The organism is Planococcus donghaensis (assembly GCF_001687665.2).
GTDB classification, from domain to species: Bacteria; Bacillota; Bacilli; order Bacillales_A; family Planococcaceae; genus Planococcus; species Planococcus donghaensis.
Genome location: NZ_CP016543.2, coordinates 44396 through 67192, shown reverse-complemented (window position 1 = coordinate 67192; position 22797 = coordinate 44396). Strand labels below are relative to the sequence as shown.

At 42.9% G+C, this 22797-nt stretch carries 18 protein-coding genes, 1 tRNA gene, 3 rRNA genes and 1 other RNA gene; 2 read left to right on the top strand and 21 right to left on the bottom strand.

Going from position 1 to position 22797, the window contains the following annotated elements; all coding sequences use genetic code 11:
- The first annotated feature begins 221 nt into the window (after positions 1-221).
- Positions 222-500 (top strand): transition state genes transcriptional regulator AbrB, encoded by a 279-nt coding sequence (locus BCM40_RS00295; RefSeq protein WP_065527621.1) that lies wholly within the window; start codon positions 222-224, stop codon positions 498-500.
- Positions 501-706: 206 nt separating this feature from the next.
- Here the strand turns inward: BCM40_RS00295 and rsmI are convergent, their stop codons facing one another.
- From rsmI to ffs, 18 genes are all read right to left on the bottom strand, one after another.
- Complete coding sequence (rsmI, locus tag BCM40_RS00290; protein WP_065527622.1) at positions 707-1576, bottom strand: 16S rRNA (cytidine(1402)-2'-O)-methyltransferase; 870 nt, start codon at positions 1574-1576, stop codon at positions 707-709.
- Positions 1573-1842 carry a GIY-YIG nuclease family protein gene (locus BCM40_RS00285; protein ID WP_065527623.1) on the bottom strand — a complete coding sequence of 90 codons (270 nt, stop codon included), beginning with the start codon at positions 1840-1842 and terminating at the stop codon, positions 1573-1575. The genes rsmI and BCM40_RS00285 overlap by 4 nt, the downstream gene beginning before the upstream one ends.
- Entirely contained in the window at positions 1829-2566 is a 738-nt protein-coding gene (locus BCM40_RS00280; RefSeq protein WP_156851242.1) for a tRNA1(Val) (adenine(37)-N6)-methyltransferase, read from the bottom strand. The genes BCM40_RS00285 and BCM40_RS00280 overlap by 14 nt, the downstream gene beginning before the upstream one ends.
- An 84-nt stretch (positions 2567-2650) precedes the next feature.
- Entirely contained in the window at positions 2651-3010 is a 360-nt protein-coding gene (yabA, locus tag BCM40_RS00275; RefSeq protein WP_008433090.1) for a DNA replication initiation control protein YabA, read from the bottom strand.
- Positions 3011-3020: 10 nt separating this feature from the next.
- Entirely contained in the window at positions 3021-3833 is an 813-nt protein-coding gene (locus BCM40_RS00270) for a PSP1 domain-containing protein (protein WP_008433088.1), read from the bottom strand.
- Positions 3834-3836: 3 nt separating this feature from the next.
- Positions 3837-4829 carry a DNA polymerase III subunit delta' gene (gene holB, locus BCM40_RS00265; protein ID WP_065527625.1) on the bottom strand — a complete coding sequence of 331 codons (993 nt, stop codon included), beginning with the start codon at positions 4827-4829 and terminating at the stop codon, positions 3837-3839.
- 122 nt (positions 4830-4951) lie between these two features.
- The gene (locus tag BCM40_RS00260; protein ID WP_008498586.1) at positions 4952-5281 is read right to left on the bottom strand and encodes a cyclic-di-AMP receptor; all 330 of its coding nucleotides are present in this window, start codon (positions 5279-5281) and stop codon (positions 4952-4954) included.
- A 109-nt stretch (positions 5282-5390) separates the two neighbouring features.
- Positions 5391-6041, bottom strand: a complete 651-nt coding sequence (gene tmk, locus BCM40_RS00255; RefSeq protein WP_065527626.1) for a dTMP kinase — start codon at positions 6039-6041, stop codon at positions 5391-5393.
- A 114-nt stretch (positions 6042-6155) separates the two neighbouring features.
- Entirely contained in the window at positions 6156-8267 is a 2112-nt protein-coding gene (locus BCM40_RS00250; protein WP_065527627.1) for an RNA degradosome polyphosphate kinase, read from the bottom strand.
- Between the two features lie 37 nt (positions 8268-8304).
- Entirely contained in the window at positions 8305-9831 is a 1527-nt protein-coding gene (gene ppx, locus BCM40_RS00245; RefSeq protein ID WP_083394446.1) for an exopolyphosphatase, read from the bottom strand.
- A gap of 41 nt (positions 9832-9872) precedes the next feature.
- Positions 9873-11315, bottom strand: a complete 1443-nt coding sequence (locus BCM40_RS00240) for an aminotransferase class I/II-fold pyridoxal phosphate-dependent enzyme (RefSeq protein ID WP_065527629.1) — start codon at positions 11313-11315, stop codon at positions 9873-9875.
- 157 nt (positions 11316-11472) lie between these two features.
- A 5S ribosomal RNA gene (gene rrf, locus BCM40_RS00235) occupies positions 11473-11588 on the bottom strand.
- Between the two features lie 75 nt (positions 11589-11663).
- Positions 11664-14596: ribosomal RNA gene (locus BCM40_RS00230) — 23S ribosomal RNA — on the bottom strand.
- A 204-nt stretch (positions 14597-14800) separates the two neighbouring features.
- Positions 14801-16351, bottom strand: a 16S ribosomal RNA gene (locus BCM40_RS00225).
- The 16S, 23S and 5S rRNA genes sit together here, the layout of an rRNA operon.
- 462 nt (positions 16352-16813) lie before the next feature.
- Positions 16814-17410, bottom strand: a complete 597-nt coding sequence (gene recR, locus BCM40_RS00220) for a recombination mediator RecR (RefSeq protein ID WP_065527630.1) — start codon at positions 17408-17410, stop codon at positions 16814-16816.
- Between the two features lie 12 nt (positions 17411-17422).
- Positions 17423-17743 carry a YbaB/EbfC family nucleoid-associated protein gene (locus tag BCM40_RS00215; RefSeq protein WP_008429155.1) on the bottom strand — a complete coding sequence of 107 codons (321 nt, stop codon included), beginning with the start codon at positions 17741-17743 and terminating at the stop codon, positions 17423-17425.
- Positions 17744-17770: 27 nt separating this feature from the next.
- Positions 17771-19504 carry a DNA polymerase III subunit gamma/tau gene (gene dnaX / locus BCM40_RS00210; protein WP_065527631.1) on the bottom strand — a complete coding sequence of 578 codons (1734 nt, stop codon included), beginning with the start codon at positions 19502-19504 and terminating at the stop codon, positions 17771-17773.
- Between the two features lie 165 nt (positions 19505-19669).
- Positions 19670-19935: signal recognition particle sRNA large type (gene ffs, locus BCM40_RS00205), an RNA gene on the bottom strand.
- 293 nt (positions 19936-20228) lie between these two features.
- Here ffs and BCM40_RS00200 point away from each other — a divergent pair.
- A tRNA-Ser gene (locus BCM40_RS00200) sits at positions 20229-20321 on the top strand.
- Between the two features lie 132 nt (positions 20322-20453).
- Here the strand turns inward: BCM40_RS00200 and BCM40_RS00195 are convergent.
- The 3 genes from BCM40_RS00195 to BCM40_RS00185 all read right to left on the bottom strand — a co-directional run bounded on the left by BCM40_RS00195 (position 20454) and on the right by BCM40_RS00185 (position 22713).
- Positions 20454-21122 carry a deoxynucleoside kinase gene (locus BCM40_RS00195; protein ID WP_008429152.1) on the bottom strand — a complete coding sequence of 223 codons (669 nt, stop codon included), beginning with the start codon at positions 21120-21122 and terminating at the stop codon, positions 20454-20456.
- Positions 21119-21757, bottom strand: a complete 639-nt coding sequence (locus BCM40_RS00190) for a deoxynucleoside kinase (RefSeq protein WP_065527632.1) — start codon at positions 21755-21757, stop codon at positions 21119-21121. Before BCM40_RS00190 ends, BCM40_RS00195 begins: the two co-directional genes overlap by 4 nt.
- Positions 21758-21852: 95 nt before the next feature.
- Positions 21853-22713 carry a YitT family protein gene (locus BCM40_RS00185; RefSeq protein WP_065527633.1) on the bottom strand — a complete coding sequence of 287 codons (861 nt, stop codon included), beginning with the start codon at positions 22711-22713 and terminating at the stop codon, positions 21853-21855.
- Between the last annotated feature and the right edge of the window lie 84 nt (positions 22714-22797).

Below are 22797 nucleotides of genomic sequence, written 5' to 3'. Positions count from 1 at the left end.
ACTTATAGCTATCCCGTTACAATTCCATTCGACATTTTGTCGAATTTATGACATCTTGTACAGTAAATCTGGCGAAATTAACACTAAATCTTAAATTTTATTATATTTTCGATAGTTTTTTATTGACCTAATTGACAGTACTTGGTATGATTTATTACAGGAAGTGGAAAATGTCGAATTTTGACGAATACATCCGATAAACTTAAAGGAGGACTATAATTATGAAATCAACAGGAATTGTTCGTAAAGTAGATGAGTTAGGACGTGTGGTAATTCCAATCGAATTGCGCCGTACTTTAGGAATCGCTGAGAAAGACGCATTGGAAATTTATGTGGACGACGATAAGATCATTTTGAAGAAATACTTACCAAACATGACATGTGCAGTTACAGGTGAAGTATCAGACGAAAACATGCAATTAGTTGGCGGTAAACTGATCTTAAGCTCTGAAGGCGCAGAAATGTTAGTAAAAGAAATTCAAAACAACTTAAAAAGATAATATAAAAAACCGGATGCCCGTGCATCCGGTTTTTTTATGAATATTTTACGTCCGACAGAACGACACGAGTGCTTTCGCTTTTCTTTGTCTAGACTCCAGCACCCAGCTCTTTGGATCGTAAGCCACTCTGGCTGTGTGGCTGAAAACACGCCACTTCGCCAGCCTGTCTTACGCCCGACAGAGCTACACGGGTGCTTTCGCTTTTCTTACGTATGATAAGCTTGATATACTTCTCTTTTCGACAATTGACGTTCGATTGCTGCTTCTTTAATTGCTTCTTTCGACGTTAATTTTTTGGTTTCTATCAATTGATCGACATGCTCTTCAATAGATAACGTTTCCCACCACTTCACGTTATCTATCGGTTCAGGGTCTGCATTGCCTTCTAACACTAAGCAAAATTCTCCACGAATTTCATTTTCGTCAGCCCATTCGACAGCTTCCCCTACTGACCCTCTTATAAATTCTTCAAATTTCTTAGTTACTTCACGTGCTAACACAATTTTCCGGTCATCGCCCACTGCTTTTTGAATGCTTTTTAAGCTTTCTTTTAATCGATGAGGTGCTTCATAAAAAATGAGTGTTTCTTCTTTCTGTCCTAATAGTTCAAGCTCAGCTAGTCGTTCTTTTTTATTGCGCGATAAAAATCCATAAAACATAAAAGGTTGTGGGGAGATTCCAGAAGCAATTAGCGCACTCAGTGCTGCGTTAGCTCCTGGAATGGGTACGACAGGAAAACCTTCCGCTACCGCTCGTTTGACAATATCTTCACCAGGATCCGAGATGCATGGCATGCCGGCATCACTAACTAATGCAACCGACTTGCCTTGTTCCAGATACGATAAAATTTTAAAACCGCCGCTTTCTTGATTATGCTCATGATAGCTAACTAACTTTGTTTGTATTTCAAAATAATTGCAAAGGTTTTTGGTGTTACGTGTATCTTCGGCTGCAATCATATCGACTTCTTTTAAAATGCGCAACGCACGTATGGTCATGTCTTCTAAATTGCCAATGGGTGTTGCTACTAAATACAAAGTTGCTTCTTTGTGCTGAAAACTTTTTTGAGATTTCATTTGTCGCTCTCCTTTTCTTCAGCAATGTAACGAATTTTTTGTGGCTTAGTTAATTGTTTAAAGGCGTATTCCGCTTTCATGGCTTCTTGCTTTGTCTCAAAACATTCATGGTAAATTAGTTTTGACGGGCCTTTAGCACGTGTATATTTTGCGCCTTTTCCTGCATTGTGGGCGGATAACCTCTTTACGAGGTCATTGGTATACCCGGCATAATAAGACTGATCCGCACATTCTAAAACATAAAAATAATGATTAGTTATCTCCATATAATAACTCACGCACTTCTTCTGTATATTCCCCATCTTCTCCGTATACAATCAGCGGGGGCAATATTTTCAGATCCGGCTTGCCGTCTTTAATACCTTCGATCAATAAGGTATTCGCTTCTTTTCCAGCTTTCGGGTAAACGAGACGAATCCGTTTAGGTTCTAAGCGGTTTGCACGCATCGCCGACATCAAATCAATCAATCGACCTGCACGATGGACAAATGCTGCTTTGCCTCCTTGTTTGAGCAATTGACTCGCTGCTTGTACGGCTTCGTCCAATGTTAAATGCAATTCGTGACGGGCAATCGCCATATGCTCACTAATGTTCTTGTCGCTCATCTCATGTGCTGGAAAGTATGGCGGATTACACGTTACGACATCATATTTTTCAAACCCTAATTGTTTCGGCATGTTTTTAACATCGCCTTCGATAATTTCTATTTGCTTTTCGAGCTCATTAAAAGCTATACTACGCCGTGCCATATGAGCGAGCCTTTCTTGCAACTCTACTCCGATAATACGAGATTCTGTCCGTGCACTGAGAAACAAGGGAATCGCTCCATTGCCCGTGCACAAATCCACAATTGTTCCTCGTTTGAACGGCACATATACAAAACGCGCCAATAACACCGCGTCTAAAGAAAACGAAAACACCGATGGACTTTGAATAATCCGTAGATCTTCCGCTAATAAATAATCTAATCTTTCGTCGCCCACTAACATTCTTTCAACTCCTAGCATAACAAAAGGCTGCCGCCACACGGAGTGTCGGAAGCCTTTCTCTTTATTGATCTTAATTTCTACTTTTTAGTTTTGTTTATTCAGGAATGACAAACAAAACAGACAATCATCGCCTTTTCGAGAACTGCCGAAATGGACGTTGCAGACATGATAACCTTCATGATATAAGCGCGCTAAATTATCGTAGCCTTCACCGATATCCATAACAGCTTTTTTCAATTTTACTGGATCTACTGCTGCCACTTCTGGAACCGCTTTATGAAATTCATCCAATCGTGAACGTAAATGATGATTTTCCAGCTGCAATGCATGATGTTCCTCCATCGTCCGAGCCACCACGGCTTTTAACTCGCTGAATTGCTCTTGCATCGATTGGAGTTGCTGTTCAAATTCCATGACTGTATCTAAAAAGTTTTTTTCCTTCACTTAAACCACCTCACGCTCTCGTTCCTTGGCCCATTATCTCATCTAATGTATATTCAAGTGTTTGTTCTTGCTCAGATAAGCGAATTTTTAATACTCGCTCTAAAATGTTCATGCCAACTACACGACCATCTCCGTCTGGCGTCGTCACTCTTGTTCCAACATCTGGCATTTCTTTTTTTGCTGTTTCATATTCATCGTTCTCATATTTTAAGCAGCACATTAATCGTCCGCATAAGCCTGAGATTTTCGAAGGATTTAACGATAAATTTTGATCTTTTGCCATTTTGATGGATACCGGTTCAAAATCACCTAAAAACGTAGAACAGCATAACATACGACCACAAGGCCCTATGCCACCGAGCATTTTTGCTTCATCACGAACACCAATTTGACGAAGTTCGATGCGGGTACGGAAAATGGAAGCCAAGTCTTTGACCAAGTTCCGGAAATCCACACGACCTTCTGCTGTAAAGTAAAAAATAACTTTGTTGCGATCAAACGTGTATTCGACATCAACTAGCTTCATGTCCAATTGATGTTCTTCAATTTTTTCAGTACCCATTTCAAAAGCTCGACTTGCTTCTAGTCGATTTTCCTCTACTTGTTGGCGATCGCGTTCAGTTGCTATTCTCACCACTTGTTTTAAAGGTAAAACGACATCGTTTTCTCCAACTGTTTTCGTTGGCACGACTACTTTCCCATATTCTACGCCTCTTGCTGTTTCCACAATGACGTAATCGTCTTTTTCGATTCCTAATTCAGCCGGATCGAAATAATATATTTTACCCGCTTTCTTGAAGCGAACACCTATCACATTATACAATTGCTACCCCTCCTGCAGATTCAGCATTAACTGCTCCATCAACAGCGTCCGGTTCATATTGCGCGGCAATTGTTGTTTGGCTTGTAATATAGCCTGCAACTGCTTGGACAATACCGTAAAGGAGCGTTGGAGAGCCATCTGCTTCCAAGTTTCTTCCATGTCTGGATATGTTCGTGCAGTCTCTAGACCTGCTTTTACCGAAGCGATGTCCCGATATGCAAATAATAACATGTCTAGACCTCTTTCGGCATCTTCTTTTTCTTTAAATAATGGCAGCCATTCGGCTTGAAGCATTAAAAGTGCTTCATGAACATTGCCATTAGCCACTTCTACCATTTTCAAAACTGTTTTTCTTGCTTGTGAAAATTGTTCGTCCTGACTTAATGAAACAGCTTCATCTTCACTTTGTGTCAGCATACTCACTGTTGCTGCCATGGATTCGGTCATGCCGTTCGCAATTAACCTCTCCATTAACTTTGGACGAGATAAAGGACGAAATGATACCAATTGGCAACGAGAACGGATTGTGCTCATTATCGCATTCAAGCGTTCTGTTAACAAGATAGCCGTAACATTAAATTCCGGTTCTTCTAAAAACTTTAATAGCGCATTAGCAGAAGAATTATTCATTCGGTCTGCTTGTTCAATCACGTATATTTTACGGCCTGTATTCAAGCCGGTTTTATTCAACTTGAAAATTAATTCGCGAATTTGATCGATTTTAATGTTTTGACCATCCGGTTCAATGAAAATAACATTCGTATGATTGCCGGAATTATACAGTTGACAGCTCCGACATGTTTCACATGGAACATTTTCAATAGGTGATTCGCATAGTAAAAGCTTAACGAAAAAATGAGTAATCTCCTTTTTCCCTGAACCTGCGGGACCTTCAAATAGATAAGCATGCGCGAGACGCTCTTTTCCATAAGCCCCTTGCAGTCGCTTCATCACTACCGGTTGCATCTCCAAAAATTCATCCGTTGTTTTTTGCATCAACTTCACCTTCAGACTTTGTAAAAAATCCCGTGTTCCGATTGGATCACGGGTATTGTTTATAGTACTAACTGGACGATACCCGCGGTACTTATCACGGGAAACTCACTTGTCCCTATTGATTAAAAATGATGGAATTGTTCAATTGGCAAGACAAAAATCGTTGCTCCGCCTACTTCAACTTCCACTGGATAAGGAATATATGAATCTGCGTTACCACCCATTGGTGAAACTGGCGCGACCATTTGTTCACGTGAACGACAATTCTCACGGATCAAATCCATTAATTTCGGGATGAGATCATCCTCAACACCGATTAAAAAGGTGGTGTTCCCTGACCGTAAAAACCCTCCTGTACTGGCAAGCTTTGTAGCCCGGAAATCATTTTTTGTTAACGCATTGGATAATCGGTTACTGTCTTGGTCCTGTACAACTGCTACTACGAGTTTCATCAGCACCCACTCCTTTTTATCTTTCTTCTATATAAGTATAACATGAACAAAGGTAAGCACTGCATATCTTTCCAGTCATTTAATCAAAAAATAGATGCTGAGAAAAGACTTATGTAGGATCTACTGTTGTTTGACGTTCCTCTATAAAACGCACGGCTGTTTCCAACGCATCTGCAAAAACGATTGGAAGCTCATTTTCTGCATTTACTAAGCGAATACGTTCTGGGCTTTGACTTAATAACAGAAGGTAACCCTCTCTTACTTTATAATGAAACTTCATCGATTCTACATCTAAGCGGTTTACTTCACGATTTGCGTCCTTCTCAATCCGTGCCAATCCGACTTTAGGATTAACATCAAAATACAGCGTCAAGTCTGGCATGTACTCATCGATGGCGAATTTGTTAATAGCAAAAATCTCTTCCATCCCAAGTCCTCGTGCATACCCTTGATAAGCAAGACTCGAATCAATATAGCGGTCGCATAATACAATGCTGCCTTCTTGGAGCGCAGGAATGATTTTCTCTACCAAATGCTGTCTTCTTGCCGCAGCATATAACAATGCTTCTGTTCGCGCATCCATTGCTGTATTTTCCCGGTTTAAAATGACTTCACGAATTTGTTCGGCAATATCGATGCCACCCGGTTCTCTTGTACATACAACCGAGAATCCTTTTTCTATTAATGCATCTGCTAGCATTTTCAGAACCGTTGATTTTCCCGATCCTTCTCCGCCTTCGAGATTGATTAAATAACTCATTTTGCTAATCACCTTATTCCATGAAATTAATCATAATCTACTGCTTCAAACTCTTTATACTATACACGAAAAGGTGCTCTTTTTACAGTGACCTTTAAAACTGTCTAGTTGCCACTACTCTTCGTCTTCCGCTACTCGGTAAGCGCGACGAAACAACTCCATTTGACTGTCCAAAGCAGGTTCATTTTCTTTACGTGGGACATAGCTATAAACACCATTTGCATCTTGCTCACGAGCTTTCACATTATCCATAAGACCTAACTCTAAAATGGTTTCGACTTGGTCTTTAATTTTTTCGTCAATAATCGGAAACAAAATTTCGATGCGATTATTCAAATTCCTCGTCATCATGTCTGCTGATGATAAAAAGATTTTTTCTTTGCCATTTTGATTGAAAAAATAGACACGGCTATGTTCTAAGAGGCTCCCAACAATACTTCGTACTTGAATATTTTCACTTACTCCCGGGATGCCTGGTCGTAAACAACAAATTCCCCTAACGATTAACTCCACTTTCACTCCAGCATTTGATGCTTCGTATAGCTTCATAATAATAACTTTATCGGTTAAGGAATTCATTTTTGCGACAATCCGACCGTTGCCATTCTTTTTCTGAAATCGGATTTCCGTATCGATTAACTCAATAATATCGGTCCGAATGGTAAAAGGCGCTACTGATAAGTAATGGAATTCCGGTTTTTCCGTGTAGCCGCTTAAATAATTAAAAAAATTAGTGGCATCGATTCCGAATTGCCTTTTTGATGTAAACAAGCTCATATCGGTATAAATTTTCGCGGTTTGATCGTTGTAATTACCGGTCCCTAAGTGAACAAATCGCTCGATTTTATCTTCTTTTTTACGGACAACGAGCGTAATCTTACTATGTGTTTTCAAATGTGTCATTCCGTAAATAACATGACACCCGGCTTTTTCTAATTCTTTCGCCCAGTGGACATTGTTTTCTTCATCAAAACGAGCTTTTAATTCAACAAGTACGGTGACTTGCTTGCCGTTTTCTGCCGCTCTTTTTAATGCTTTAATAACCGGCGAATCTCCACTAACACGGTATAAGGTTTGCTTGATCGCGAGTACATCCCGATCATCTGCAGCTTCTGTTATAAATTGAACAACAGGCTCAAACGATTCATATGGATGATGCAAAAAGACATCTTGTTCACTAACTTTTTGAAAAATTTGCTTGCCGGTTTCCATACTTGCGGGCAATTGAGACACTTTTCCTTCAAAGACCAAATGCTCCCAAACAGGGGCCATTTTTTTATAAAAATTAAAAAAAGCTGTTACATCTAAAAACCCTTCAATTGCGTAAACATCTTTTTTATGGACTTCTAATTCGTCCGTCAAATAATCCAAAATATCCAAATCAAATCCTGGTTGTTGAATTTCTAAACGAACTGCTGCTCCCCACTTTCGTTTACGAAGTTCTTCTTCAATTTCTTTCAGTAAGTCGCGTGCGCCTTCTTCGTGAATAGTCATGTCGGCGTTACGGGTAATACGGAACACCGATACGGAAGTAACTTGAAAACCATGAAACAACTTATGAATGAAGAAACTAATTACGTCTTCTAGTAACACTAATTTATGACTATTTTTCTCCGGCTCAATTTGGACAAAACGTTCTAATACGGCAGGCACTTGAACAATAGCGATTTTCTGCCCTTCTTCGTCTTGCTTTTTTTCCGCGTCCAATTTTACCGCTAAGTTAATACTTTTATTGAGCAGCATTGGAAACGTTCGATACGCATCAATCGCCATAGGCGTTAGTACTGGGAAAATATAGTCTTCAAAATACACTTCCATTGCTTTTACTTGTTCAGCATCTAAATCCTTCATCTTCACAAACTCAACATGTTCTTTTTGAAGCTTAGGTAACAATGTATTTCGCAAGGTTTCATACTGTAAGTCTACAAGTTGATGGGTTTTTATAGCAATTTCATTTAACTGTTGCTTTGGTGTCATTCCTGCTTTGTTTTCAGGTTTTGTAAATCCCACTTTCACTTGATCTTGCAACCCAGCTACACGAACCATAAAAAACTCATCTAAATTCGAACTGAAGATCGCTAAAAACTTTAGTCGTTCCAATAAAGGATTTTTTTTATCAAGTGCTTCTTGTAGTACACGTTCATTAAAAGCGAGCCAGCTCAATTCACGGTTATTGTAATAAGCCGGATTTCTTAGCTCAACGTTCTTCTTTTTCCCTGAATCCACTGCCCACACCACCTTTTACGCTGTTTTCAGCAATCGATTATTTATAAAACCGAAACTCCACCGTTTGTTTCAGCTGTTTTTCTAAATGTTTTTTCTGCTTTTCTATTTGGTATTGCTCAGGCTTCCAGTCTTCGCGACATTGCACCGTAAAGACCAATACACCCTCTTGTTGATCGAGCTTGATGTCTTCAACAATGTCTCGTTTAGTGGCATTTAAACTATACGCCATTTTAATAATTGCTCCGAGCAATGTATATTTTGCTAATTCATCTTTCGAAAACCACTTTTCATAAAGTGCTACATTGCGTTTAAAAGTCCCCCTATTTTTAAACGAAGCCATCAATGCAATAATGACCCGTTCTTTGTGCAGTAAGCCATCTATCGTACGATTGCTTAATAAATAAAACGTATGTTGATGACTAGATTCAGAATCGATATAACTACCTAAATTATAAAGAGCACTACTCAGTTTTAAACGCTTATAATCTTGTTCTTCCAATGACAATAAATCTATTGCTTCTAAAGCTTTTGAAATGAGCAAGGAGCTATTTGTAACATGGAAGGCGTGAGTTAAATTAATATCGTAATCGATCGCTAACTCATGAAAGCTTTCTTCTATGACATTGGGGAGGACAGCCAAATCAAAGTTTTTCGTCATCTCTTCATAAAAAACACCATCTCGTAAGCCTTTTCTACTGAGCGCAAATTGTTTTGTATCAATCAACTCCATCAAATAGCGAAAAACTTCAACGGCGGGAATAATAATGTCCGCGCGGTCTTTTGATAACCCTTCTAAACCTTGAAGCTCTGAAAAATCTTGAGAATTTAATAAGTCATAAACTTCCTCCACATCGTCTTTGTACATCATATATTGATGTACCCCGGAAAAAGGGTAGTCAATATGCTCTTGATGAACTTGTGCCATGTTCCTTGCACTTCCCCCAATACCAATCAATGGTAAGCGTTTATCCGCTAACCAGTCTAACTGATTAAACTGTTCTTTTAAAAAGCTCCGCAACTCCCGCATTTCTCCTTTTTTGGGGGTGTCTTCTTGGATAAACTGCTCTTTTAAAGACAACACACCAAATGGAAAACTATAAAAATAAATAAGCTGACGGTCTTTAAAATAAGTGATTTCCGTACTCCCCCCACCAATATCCACGGTGACGCCACTAGTAAATGGGGTTGAGTTAACGACTGCGAGGTACCCGTAATGTGCTTCTTCGTATTCGGATAAAATACGGATAGAAAAATCGGTGTCATTTTCTACTGTTGCTAAAATGGCAGCTTGATTTTCTGCTTGGCGTACTGCAGCTGTAGCTACGCATTTAATAGACTTTAACTGATGATGACGAGTCACTTCCTGAAAGCTCTTTAATGTCTTCACTAATATATCGATACCTTCTTGCTCTAGAACATTCTCTTCATTTAAATAACTTCGAAGTCGAGCCACTGCTTTCACGTTCTCACTTTCAGTAAAACGGCCGCTTTTGTCCCGTGTATATATAACAAGTCGAATGGTATTCGAACCGATATCAATGATTGCATACTTTTCTTGCTTCATGAAAACCCTCCTCATCCTAGTTGATGCTTTAGTATACCCTTTTATACGTTGCTTACTACTTCAGTGTCTTGCATCAGAACCGGCAATTGCTTAAAAGCTAAACGATGGTCACCTTGAATTTGGGCATTTGTAGCAAGGTGATTCATTAATTCTTCTACTTTAAGCATGGTCCATTTTTCCCCAGCCACAATTAACGGAATCCCCGGTGGGTAAGGTATCACCATTCCTGCTGCAATGCGCCCAATAATTTGTGTGTAAGATACCCATTCTTGGTCGGCTAAATCGATTTCTTCAAAAGAGAACTCTGGCACTGTTACATCAGCTATCTGTTTAACCTCTATTGTTGTTACTTGTCTATCTTCTCTTTCAAGCATCGCTACTGCCTCTTTTAAACGACTGCGAATTTCCGCAAACGGATACGCATGACGCTGTTTTAATAAAGGCAAAATCAACAATACTTGAAACGGGTCAGCTAATTCAGCTTCAATACCAACTTGTTCTAGCTTTTCTTTTAGCTGGTAGCCACTATGATGAGCCACACGCAACATAATTTTTAACGGATCATCCGATTCGACTACGAGTAATTGTGGAATCATCCGTAAACTGCTTAAAAAACGTTCACGCTTTTCATTAAATGATCGAATATCGGGTGGCGAATAACTTTGAAGATAAGCCCGTGCATCATCTAAAGACGCCAATATCAAATAAGAGGGACTGCTCGATTGAAACATTCGCAAATACTTTTGAATTCTTTTCCCACTTACACGATTGCTACCCCTATGTAAAAATGACCCCATAGTCATAGCGGGTAAAGTTTTATGCGCTGATTGCACGACAACGTCTGCCCCTAACTCGAGTGCTGAAACTGGAAACGGCGCTCCTGCCTGAAAATGAGCACCGTGTGCTTCATCTACCAAAACCGCAATGTCTTTTTCATGACATAAGGAGATAATTTCAGAAAGTTCATCCGAAACAACCCCATAATAATTCGGATAAGTGAGCACGACTGCCTTTGCCTCAGGATATGCTTCAATTGCCGTTTTAATTGCTTTTAGAGACACTGCAGCAGCCGTCATAGAATATTCGTCCCATTGTGGTGCGACATATACAGGACGCACATGAGCAAGTTCTAAGGCATGGAAAATTGACTTGTGAGAATTGCGCTGAACAATCACCACGTCGCCTTCTCTACATGCCGCATGGATCATCGCCAAATTCCCTACAGTTGAACCATTGATTAGTAAAAAGCTCTCTTTGGCCCCATAAGCCTCTGCCAATAAAAGCTGGGCTTCTTGAATCACACCTTCTGGATAATGAAGGTCGTCTAGCCCTGTTAATTCTGTTAAATCATAGGACAGTGCGGGGTGAATTTCTTTTGGTAAACCCGATAGTATTCCGTGCTTATGTCCCGGTACATGGAAAGAAATCGGTTGTTTTTTTTGAAATTGAATTAAAGCATCTACAATCGGACGTCGTTGCGTCATAAACTTTCATCCTCACATTGATTAATTGATTCTATTATAACAATTCCGTCTGGAAATCGTGGTTTTGAACTCAAAAGACTAGACTGTTCTTTTTTATTAATTTTCTTCAAACACAAAAAAAGCCGTTACCGGAATCGGTAACGCCTTTCTTTTTATGGCCCAGCGACGTCCTACTCTCACAGGGGGAAACCCCCAACTACCATCGGCGCAAAAGAGCTTAACTGCCGTGTTCGGGATGGGAACGGGTGTGGCCTCTTTGCCATCATCACTGGATTATTTGGTTGAGTGCTTGTTCACTCAAAACTGGATAAACGACATTGGAACGGGCAAGTCTTCGTGTACATGGTTTTGGTTAAGTCCTCGATCGATTAGTATTCGTCAGCTGCACATGTCGCCACGCTTCCACCTCGAACCTATCTACCTCATCGTCTTTGAGGGATCTTACTTGCTTGCGCAATGGGAAATCTCATCTTGAGGGGGGCTTCGTGCTTAGATGCTTTCAGCACTTATCCCGGCCACACATAGCTACCCAGCGATGCCCTTGGCAGAACAACTGGTACACCAGCGGTGTGTCCATCCCGGTCCTCTCGTACTAAGGACAGCTCCTCTCAAATTTCCTGCGCCCGCGACGGATAGGGACCGAACTGTCTCACGACGTTCTGAACCCAGCTCGCGTACCGCTTTAATGGGCGAACAGCCCAACCCTTGGGACCGACTACAGCCCCAGGATGCGATGAGCCGACATCGAGGTGCCAAACCTCCCCGTCGATGTGGACTCTTGGGGGAGATAAGCCTGTTATCCCCGGGGTAGCTTTTATCCGTTGAGCGATGGCCCTTCCATGCGGAACCACCGGATCACTAAGCCCGTCTTTCGACCCTGCTCGACATGTACGTCTCGCAGTCAAGCTCCCTTCTGCCTTTACACTCTGCGAATGATTTCCAACCATTCTGAGGGAACCTTTGGGCGCCTCCGTTACTCTTTAGGAGGCGACCGCCCCAGTCAAACTGCCCGCCTGACACTGTCTCCCAAGCCGATCAGGCTTGTGGGTTAGAATTTCAATACAACCAGGGTAGTATCCCACCGACGCCTCCTCCGAAGCTGGCGCTCCGGGCTCTAAGGCTCCTACCTATCCTGTACAAGTTGCACCAAAATTCAATATCAGGCTACAGTAAAGCTCCACGGGGTCTTTCCGTCCTGTCGCGGGTAACCTGCATCTTCACAGGTACTATAATTTCACCGAGTCTCTCGTTGAGACAGTGCCCAGATCGTTACGCCTTTCGTGCGGGTCGGAACTTACCCGACAAGGAATTTCGCTACCTTAGGACCGTTATAGTTACGGCCGCCGTTTACTGGGGCTTCAATTCGCACCTTCGCTTGCGCTAAGCACTCCTCTTAACCTTCCAGCACCGGGCAGGCGTCAGCCCCTATACGTCACCTTACGGTTTTGCAGAGACCTGTGTTTTTGCTAAACAGTCGCCTGGGCCTATTCACTGCGGCTCTCTCGGGCTATACACCCTACCAGAGCACCCCTTCTCCCGAAGTTACGGGGTCATTTTGCCGAGTTCCTTAACGAGAGTTCACTCGCTCACCTTAGAATTCTCTTCTCGCCTACCTGTGTCGGTTTGCGGTACGGGCACCTCCCGCCTCGCTAGAGGCTTTTCTTGGCAGTGTGAAATCAGGGACTCTGAGACTCAGTCTCTTGCCATCACAGCTCAACGTATCAGGAATGGGATTTGCCTCATTCCACGCCTCACTGCTTGGACGTGCACAACCAACGGCACGCTCACCTTATCCTTCTGCGTCCCCCCATTGCTCAAACGGCGGGGAGGTGGTACAGGAATATCAACCTGTTGTCCATCGTCTACGCCTATCGGCCTCGACTTAGGTCCCGACTAACCCTGAGCGGACGAGCCTTCCTCAGGAAACCTTAGGCATTCGGTGGACGGGATTCTCACCCGTCTTTCGTTACTCATACCGGCATTCTCACTTCTAAGCGCTCCACCAGTCCTTCCGGTCTGACTTCAACGCCCTTAGAACGCTCTCCTACCACGGATCTCTTACGAGATCCATCCACAGCTTCGGTAATCCGTTTAGCCCCGGTACATTTTCGGCGCAGTGTCACTCGACCAGTGAGCTATTACGCACTCTTTAAATGATGGCTGCTTCTAAGCCAACATCCTGGTTGTCTAAGCAACGCCACATCCTTTTCCACTTAACGGATATTTGGGGACCTTAGCTGGTGGTCTGGGCTGTTTCCCTCTTGACTACGGATCTTATCACTCGCAGTCTGACTCCCAAGCATAAATCACTGGCATTCGGAGTTTGTCTGAATTCGGTAACCCGGGATGGGCCCCTAGTCCAAACAGTGCTCTACCTCCAGGATTCTCGATCTTGAGGCTAGCCCTAAAGCTATTTCGGAGAGAACCAGCTATCTCCAGGTTCGATTGGAATTTCTCCGCTACCCACACCTCATCCCCGCACTTTTCAACGTGCGTGGGTTCGGGCCTCCAGTAAGTGTTACCTTACCTTCACCCTGGACATGGGTAGATCACCTGGTTTCGGGTCTACAACTGCATACTCTGTCGCCCTATTCAGACTCGCTTTCGCTGCGGCTCCGCCTTCTCAGCTTAACCTTGCATGCAATCGTAACTCGCCGGTTCATTCTACAAAAGGCACGCCATCACCCATTAACGGGCTTTGACTACTTGTAGGCACACGGTTTCAGGATCTATTTCACTCCCCTTCCGGGGTGCTTTTCACCTTTCCCTCACGGTACTGGTTCACTATCGGTCACTAGGAAGTATTTAGCCTTGGGAGATGGTCCTCCCAGATTCCGACGGAATTTCACGTGTTCCGCCGTACTCAGGATCCACTCTGGAGGGGCAAGGTTTTCGGCTACGGGGCTGTTACCCACTGCGGCGGACCGTTCCAGGTCGCTTCGCCTAATCCTACCTTTTGTAACTCCGTATAGAGTGTCCTACAACCCCAAGAGGCAAGCCTCTTGGTTTGGGCTGATCCCGTTTCGCTCGCCGCTACTCAGGGAATCGCATTTGCTTTCTCTTCCTCCAGGTACTTAGATGTTTCAGTTCCCTGGGTCTGCCTTCTCATGTGCTATAGATTCACACATGGATACTACTCGATTAAAAGTAGTGGGTTCCCCCATTCGGAAATCTCCGGATCACAGCTCACTTACAGCTCCCCGAAGCATATCGGTGTTAGTGCCGTCCTTCTTCGGCTCCTAGTGCCAAGGCATCCACCGTGCGCCCTTTCTAACTTAACCAATGGTTAATTAAAAAGTTGTGACAAAATGTCACGCGTACTTGAATTTCTTGCATTTGTTTCAATGTCGTTTTATCCAGTTTTCAAAGAACAAGTTGTTGAAAGTCACAAAAAAAGGCGTTGCCGCCTGAAGGTGAACCTTCAAAACTGAACGCAAAACGTCAACCCCGGAGCGCTAGGCGCCCGGTTCCGAATTTATCCTTAGAAAGGAGGTGATCCAGCCGCACCTTCCGATACGGCTACCTTGTTACGACTTCACCCCAATCATCTGTCCCACCTTCGGCGGCTGGCTCCACAAGGGTTACCTCACCGACTTCGGGTGTTACAAACTCTCGTGGTGTGACGGGCGGTGTGTACAAGGCCCGGGAACGTATTCACCGTGGCATGCTGATCCACGATTACTAGCGATTCCGGCTTCATGCAGGCGAGTTGCAGCCTACAATCCGAACTGAGAACGGTTTTATGGGATTGGCTCCCCCTCGCGGGTTGGCAACCCTTTGTACCGTCCATTGTAGCACGTGTGTAGCCCAGGTCATAAGGGGCATGATGATTTGACGTCATCCCCACCTTCCTCCGGTTTGTCACCGGCAGTCACCTTAGAGTGCCCAACTGAATGCTGGCAACTAAGATCAAGGGTTGCGCTCGTTGCGGGACTTAACCCAACATCTCACGACACGAGCTGACGACAACCATGCACCACCTGTCACCACTGTCCCCGAAGGGAAAAGCGTATCTCTACACCGGGCAGTGGGATGTCAAGACCTGGTAAGGTTCTTCGCGTTGCTTCGAATTAAACCACATGCTCCACCGCTTGTGCGGGCCCCCGTCAATTCCTTTGAGTTTCAGCCTTGCGGCCGTACTCCCCAGGCGGAGTGCTTAATGCGTTAGCTGCAGCACTAAGGGGCGGAAACCCCCTAACACTTAGCACTCATCGTTTACGGCGTGGACTACCAGGGTATCTAATCCTGTTTGCTCCCCACGCTTTCGCGCCTCAGCGTCAGTTACAGACCAGAAAGTCGCCTTCGCCACTGGTGTTCCTCCACATCTCTACGCATTTCACCGCTACACATGGAATTCCACTTTCCTCTTCTGCACTCAAGTCCTCCAGTTTCCAATGACCCTCCACGGTTGAGCCGTGGGCTTTCACATCAGACTTAAAGGACCGCCTGCGCGCGCTTTACGCCCAATAATTCCGGACAACGCTTGCCACCTACGTATTACCGCGGCTGCTGGCACGTAGTTAGCCGTGGCTTTCTGGTGAGGTACCGTCAAGGTACCAGTAGTTAGTTGGTACTTGTTCTTCCCTCACAACAGAGTTTTACGATCCGAAAACCTTCGTCACTCACGCGGCGTTGCTCCGTCAGACTTTCGTCCATTGCGGAAGATTCCCTACTGCTGCCTCCCGTAGGAGTCTGGGCCGTGTCTCAGTCCCAGTGTGGCCGATCACCCTCTCAGGTCGGCTACGCATCGTCGCCTTGGTAGGCCATTACCCCACCAACTAGCTAATGCGCCGCGGGCCCATCCTGCAGTGACAGCCGAAACCGTCTTTCCGTGCAGCCTCAGGAGAGGCCGCAAACTATTCGGTATTAGCACCGGTTTCCCGGAGTTATCCCGATCTGCAGGGCAGGTTGCCCACGTGTTACTCACCCGTCCGCCGCTAAACCAGAAGGAGCAAGCTCCTCTGGTTCCGCTCGACTTGCATGTATTAGGCACGCCGCCAGCGTTCGTCCTGAGCCAGGATCAAACTCTCCATTATAGAGTAGTGTTGATTGCTCAATACTGCTGGCGTATCGCCGTCCGAAGACGCACGATTCGCTTTGATCTGCATAACGCTGATCAGTAAGTTTTGCGCGGGCCGTTTTGCGCGGCCGTTGCTGTTTGTTGACGTTTTGCTGTTCAGTTTTCAAGGTTCAGTTTGTTTCAAGTTATTGTGTCGTTCTTGACGACTCCTATGATACTAAAGCATATACTTCAGACTGTCAACACTTTTGGTAAATAAAATTATATTTATAAAACATTAATCAATAGACTGCGGTTTCCTTCTATATAAGAGCTAAAAAAAGAAGTTGTTTTAATCACTTATAAAAAGCCGTTTTAACCCAACTTCTTTTTCTCTCTATATATACTAGATAAACTACTTCTCTAACAATTATAGCCAAAACATAATATGTCAGAATATTTTCCAATTTCACGGAAGTTTAAAATAGGTACTTTACTATTAAAGCTCTCTTCGACCTTCTAACGCTTTCGACAACGTCACTTCATCGGCATACTCTAAATCTCCACCTACTGGAAGTCCGTGGGCAATTCGAGTTGTTCTAATTCCAGACGGTCTTACGAGACGAGAAATGTACATGGCTGTTGCTTCTCCTTCAATTGTCGGGTTGGTAGCTAAGATCAACTCTTCTACCTCTTCATCTTGAAGGCGTTTCAGTAAAGATGGCACATTGATGTCTTCAGGGCCAACTCCATCCATTGGAGAAATCGCTCCTTGCAAAACATGATACAAGCCTTTGTAATCACGCATCTTTTCCATCGCAATAACATCTTTCGGATCTTGCACTACACAAATTGTCGTACGGTCCCGTTGTTGGTCTTGACAAATATGACAAGGATCCACATCGGTAATATGGCCGCAAACCGAACAAAAGCTTAAGTTTCGCTTTGCATCGACTAATGCCTTTGCAAAATCAAGCACTGTATCCTCTTTCATGCCAAGAACAAAAAACGCCAGACGGGCCGCTGTTTTTGGCCCGATTCCTGGCAATTTCATAAAACTCTCCATTAATTTCGAAATGGGTTCTGGATAATGCATCTAGTTTACCTCCTAGAACATGCCCGGGAGATTTAAGCCCTTCGTGAATTTCCCCATTGTGGAATTCGCATGTTCATCCGCTTTTTTAAACGCTTCGTTTGTCGCAACAACTAAAAGATCTTGTAACATTTCAACATCTTCTGGGTCCACTACTGTTGGATCAAGAACGATATCCAATACTTCTTTATGACCGGATACAGTAACTTTGACCATACCGCCTCCTGCTGATCCTTCAAACTTTAATGTTCCAAGCTCTTCTTGAGCCACTGCCATTTCTTTTTGCATTTTTTGCATTTGTTTCATCATGCCTTGCATATTTCCTCCACCGCGCATAATTAGTTCCTCCTTAGAATTTTCATTTTAATCATCATGAACTTCGACAAAGTCTTTTCCGAAAAGACGCTCGGCTTCTGAGATAAACGGATCTTCTTCCGCTACTGCCCCATCACCCGAAAACGGATTTTCTTCTTCAGACTCTGACTGCTTTTCTTCAGTGCCTGACTTTAACCCGCTCTGTTTAATAAATTCTTCACGGATTTTCAGCCAACTGGCATCTGGTACGAAAACCGGTGTATATGCTTTGCCCGCATACTGCTCCAGCAACTGGCTGAATGTCGCAGCAAAGGTTTGGTTTTCAGAAGCCATCTGGCAATGAATATCATACTTGAATTTTAACACAAATGCATCCGCCGATGCCGCTACTGGCTCCGCATCATTCAATAAAGCCGAATGTGACCGCTGCAATTGATTCATGACAGTTGCCCAATTGGTTTTAATTGCTTGAATATCTGCTTTTGTCGCATTTCTTAAAACATCTTGAATGCGTCCAGTTGGTATTTTAAAGCTACTTTGTACGCGTTGACGTTTTTTCTGCTCAGTCGGCGCTGCTTGTGCGCCGCCTCCTGCTCCATTTTTCACTTGCTGCTGCAATTCACGCACCAAATTTTCCAACTGGATCACTTTTGCTTCTAGTTCAGGTGATGCAGCTGAAGCCGCGCTTTGTGCCGGAACGTCTGCTTGTGCCATTTTCAGCAAAGCTGTTTCCATGTAAATTTTGGTATGGTTTGAAAAGCGCATTTCTTGCTGCGTTTTCGATAAAATTTCAATCCAGTTATAAAGCGTTGACGGCTCGAATCGATTAGCCAACTCTTCAAAACGTGGTTCGTGCGCTGCCAACTCTAACATGTCATGGAGATCAGGTGCTGTTTGAATCAATAGCAAATCACGGAAGAAAGTAATGAAATCTTCAACTAATCGCACAGGATCTTTGCCGTCTCGCACCAATTGTTCCAATAACGTTAAAGCTTGACCGATGTCTTTGGCGAGTAACGCTTCTGCGATGCCGTAAAAGACATCTTGACTCACAGAACCTGTTACGAGTAATGCGTCTTCAACCGTCATTTCATCTCCACTAAACGAGACAACTTGGTCTAGTAAACTCAGGGCATCACGCATTCCACCTGCTGCAGCTTGTGCAATAATTTTAAGCACTTGTTCGTTATAAGGAATATCTGCATCTATTAACACTTCTACCATACGGGAAACAATGTCCACTTGCGTATGGGATTTAAAATCAAAGCGCTGACAGCGAGAAATAATCGTCAATGGCAGTTTGTGAGGTTCTGTTGTCGCTAAGATGAAGACCACATGTTCTGGTGGTTCTTCTAATGTTTTCAACAACGCGTTAAAGGCGCTATTTGATAACATGTGCACTTCATCGATAATATAAATTTTAAAACGTGAGTTGGCCGGTGAAAACCGAACTTTTTCAATGATTTCCCGCATCTCTTCTACTCGAGAATTGGAAGCCGCATCGAATTCAATCACGTCGGTATTAGATCCTTCATTAATGCTTCTGCAAGAAGTACATTCATTACAAGGTTCCGCCGTTGGAGCTTGTTCGCAGTTTAACGCTTTTGCGAATATTTTAGCGGCACTGGTTTTCCCTGTCCCTCTTGGTCCCGAGAACAAATAAGCATGTGTTGTCTTATTGTAAAGGAGAGCATTTTGAAGGGTTTGTTTGACATGCGTTTGACCTGTCATTTCAGAAAAGGACTGAGGTCTGTAAACACGGTAAAAAGCTTGATACGCCAACTTGTTCTCTCCTTTTGAAGAATCTGTTTTTCGTCCTGTCATTATACCATAAAAGACAGGTTTTTCTGAACGATTCCCTACGATTCACGTGACGATTCTGCAACTCAGAAAATAAAAAAACCTGCCCGCTACGAGAGCGGACAGGTTTGAAATTACGAATTTTTGCCGTGCACCTTTCTTCGACTGCTGTACATAAGCGTTACCCTTGTCGTTGGCTCGATCTAGGCGATCCCGCGGCACATGGAATGTTCCACTTAATGCTGCTTCCTTCCGGACCTGACATGGTTCATGGGATCCCATTGCGCAGGACCCAGATGTCAACACTACGTGCAAGAGGCAGACCTTACATACAAACAGCCTCAGAAAGGAATTCAGTCCTGCTAAAGCGGATTGCAGGTTACAGGACACCGCTATCTTCCCACCTAGCACGGCATTTACTAGTATACGAATTAATCTTCGAAAAATCAATCCGTAACCATCATTTAGTGAGAATTTCTTTTTATTCCTAGAGTTCAAGTCAGTACTTTGTTCAATTTCCACTTTCTAATGTTAAATACTTTGGCTTCGTACTCCCAATTCAAGAAAGACAGATTTATTTTCTAAACTTGTTATTGATACTGTTCTTTTGCACACCCAATAAGGTTTTTTAAAATAAATTTAAAAAAACATCAAAAACTGTTGACAGTTATTATTCATCCATGATAAATTAATTCTTGTCTTACACGGAGGAATACCCAAGTTTGGCTGAAGGGATCGGTCTTGAAAACCGACAGGGGAGTCAAATCCCGCGGGGGTTCGAATCCCTCTTCCTCCTCCATTTTTAATTTAACTTATACATAACTTCGATATAGCAACCCGGAAGGCTCTCGCCTTCCGGGTTTTTTATGTCTCTTTTTATATTTCCCGGGAAATAGTTAAAACCCCTTGAGCAAAAACTCAAGGGGTTTGTTTATTTGCGAAGAATAGAAGTTTGTTGCATAAAATCACCAATGCGTTCAACAATTTGTTCCGAACACTCTGGGTTCTTCATTAAATCGTAATCGTTGATGTTTAATCGCAATACCGGACAACCGTTAAACGAATTGATCCAGCTTTCATAGCGCTGATGCATTTCCAACCAGTAATCCACTGGCGTTTGCTGTTCCATAGCACGTCCGCGTTCTTGTATACGTGAAAGAATATCTTCAATCGATCCTTCCAAGTAAATCAACAAATCTGGATGTGGGAAATAAGGTGTCATCACCATTGCTTCAAACAAATTCGTGTACGTTTCGTAGTCCACTTTGTTCATCGTGCCTTTATCCCAATGCATTTTCGCAAAAATCCCGGTATCTTCATAGATGGAACGGTCTTGGATAAACCCACCACCATATTCAAACATCCGTTTCTGTTCTTTAAAACGTTCAGCCAGGAAATAAATTTGTAAATGGAAACTCCACTTCTCAAAATCTTCATAAAACAAATCTAAATATGGGTTCGTATCAACATTTTCAAACGATGTGCGGAATTGCAATGCATCTGCCAACGCTTTTGTCATGGTGGATTTTCCCACACCTACTGTGCCGGCTATTGTAATTACTGCATTTTGTGGAATGCCGTATTTTTCGCGTAAATTCATAAGGTCAAACTCCTCTTCTGTAAAGTTCCGTCTACTTTGTCCAAGATCAGTTGCAAGTCGCCATTGTTTTGAACAAAATCGATTTCATCCCCATTAAAACGCAAAACAGGAATTTCCGGATGCTCTCGTTCAAAGCGTTCGATAAACTCATGATAATCAGCAGCTAACTGTTCCATGTATTCTGGGGTAATCATTTGTTCAAACTCACGCCCACGCAATTTGATGCGTTTCATTAACGTATCTAGACTTGCATGCAAGTAAATCACCATATTCGGCTTCGGCATATCTACTGTTAAAATTTTATAGATAGCTTCGTACTTAGCGTATTCAGCCGTTGGCAAGGTACGCTTCGCAAAAATAAGGTTTTTAAAGATATGGTAATCCGCAACCACAGGTTCGTGATTGGAAATGAACTTTTTTTGGATATCGGCTAGTTGCTTGTAGCGATTGCATAAAAAGAACATCTCTGTCTGGAAGCTCCACTCTTCTATATCTTCGTAGAATTTATTTAAAAACGGGTTTTCGTCAACAATTTCTTTTAATAGCTGAAATTGATTTTGATTGGCGAGCGCTTTGGTTAGCGAAGTCTTACCTACACCAATCGGACCTTCTACCGTGATGAATGGAACCGGCATGCGAAGTCCTCCTTTTTCGATTCAAGTAAATTGCAATGCCATTTATTTTAACACACCCTCCCTATGAAAAGTAGAGTGAAAAGTCCGCAATTGGATCAATGAATAGGTACTTTAAAAGTCGCACCATGAACTTCTTGGGTGGCCATAATAGTTAAAAAGGCTTTCGAATCAACATCAGCAACAATTTGTTTGAGTTTTGTTAGCTCCAGACGAGTCACGACTACGTAAATAACATCCTTAGGGGTATTCAAATAGCCTCCTTGACCATGGAGTTTTGTAAAACTTCGACCAAGGCGATCATTAATAGCAGATCCGACTTCTTCGTATTCTTCTGATACGATCAACACCGCTTTCGTATCATCAAGACCTTGTATGACTACGTCAATGGTTTTAGAGGCAATATAATAAGTCAAAACCGAATACATTGCCTGCTCGAGTCCGAGAACAAAAGCAGCCCATCCAAAGATAAAGACATTGAAAAACATCACAAATTCACCGATTGAAAATGGTAATTTTTTGGTCAATAAAATTCCGAGAATTTCTGTGCCATCCAGTGCACCACCATTACGAATAACGAGTCCAACACCAACACCGAGCAACAAACCGCCGAAGACTGTCGCTAAAAGTGGGTCATCTACAAAAGGTTCAATGTGGTGCATAGGAATTTCTATCAATGCTAATGAGACAATCGCAAAAATAGAAGAAATGAAAAAGTTCCGGCCGATATGTTTATATCCAAAATAAAGGAATGGTAAATTGATCGCTACGATTAACACACCAAAAGGAATAACAGTTAAATAGTTCAATATTAACGAAATCCCAATAATGCCCCCATCAATAATTGAGTTAGGAACTAAAAACAACTCAATCGCAGCTGCAGCCATTGTTGCCCCTATAAAGATAAAGATATACCGCAGAATAAAGTGGAGTTTCTTTTCTTTTTTGTGTTGTTTCATTCTTATATCACTCCTCACCGTTTAGTATCTGGTCCCTCTATTCTACGTTGTTCTGGGTTTTTTGTCTGCACGACTCTTTTCTTG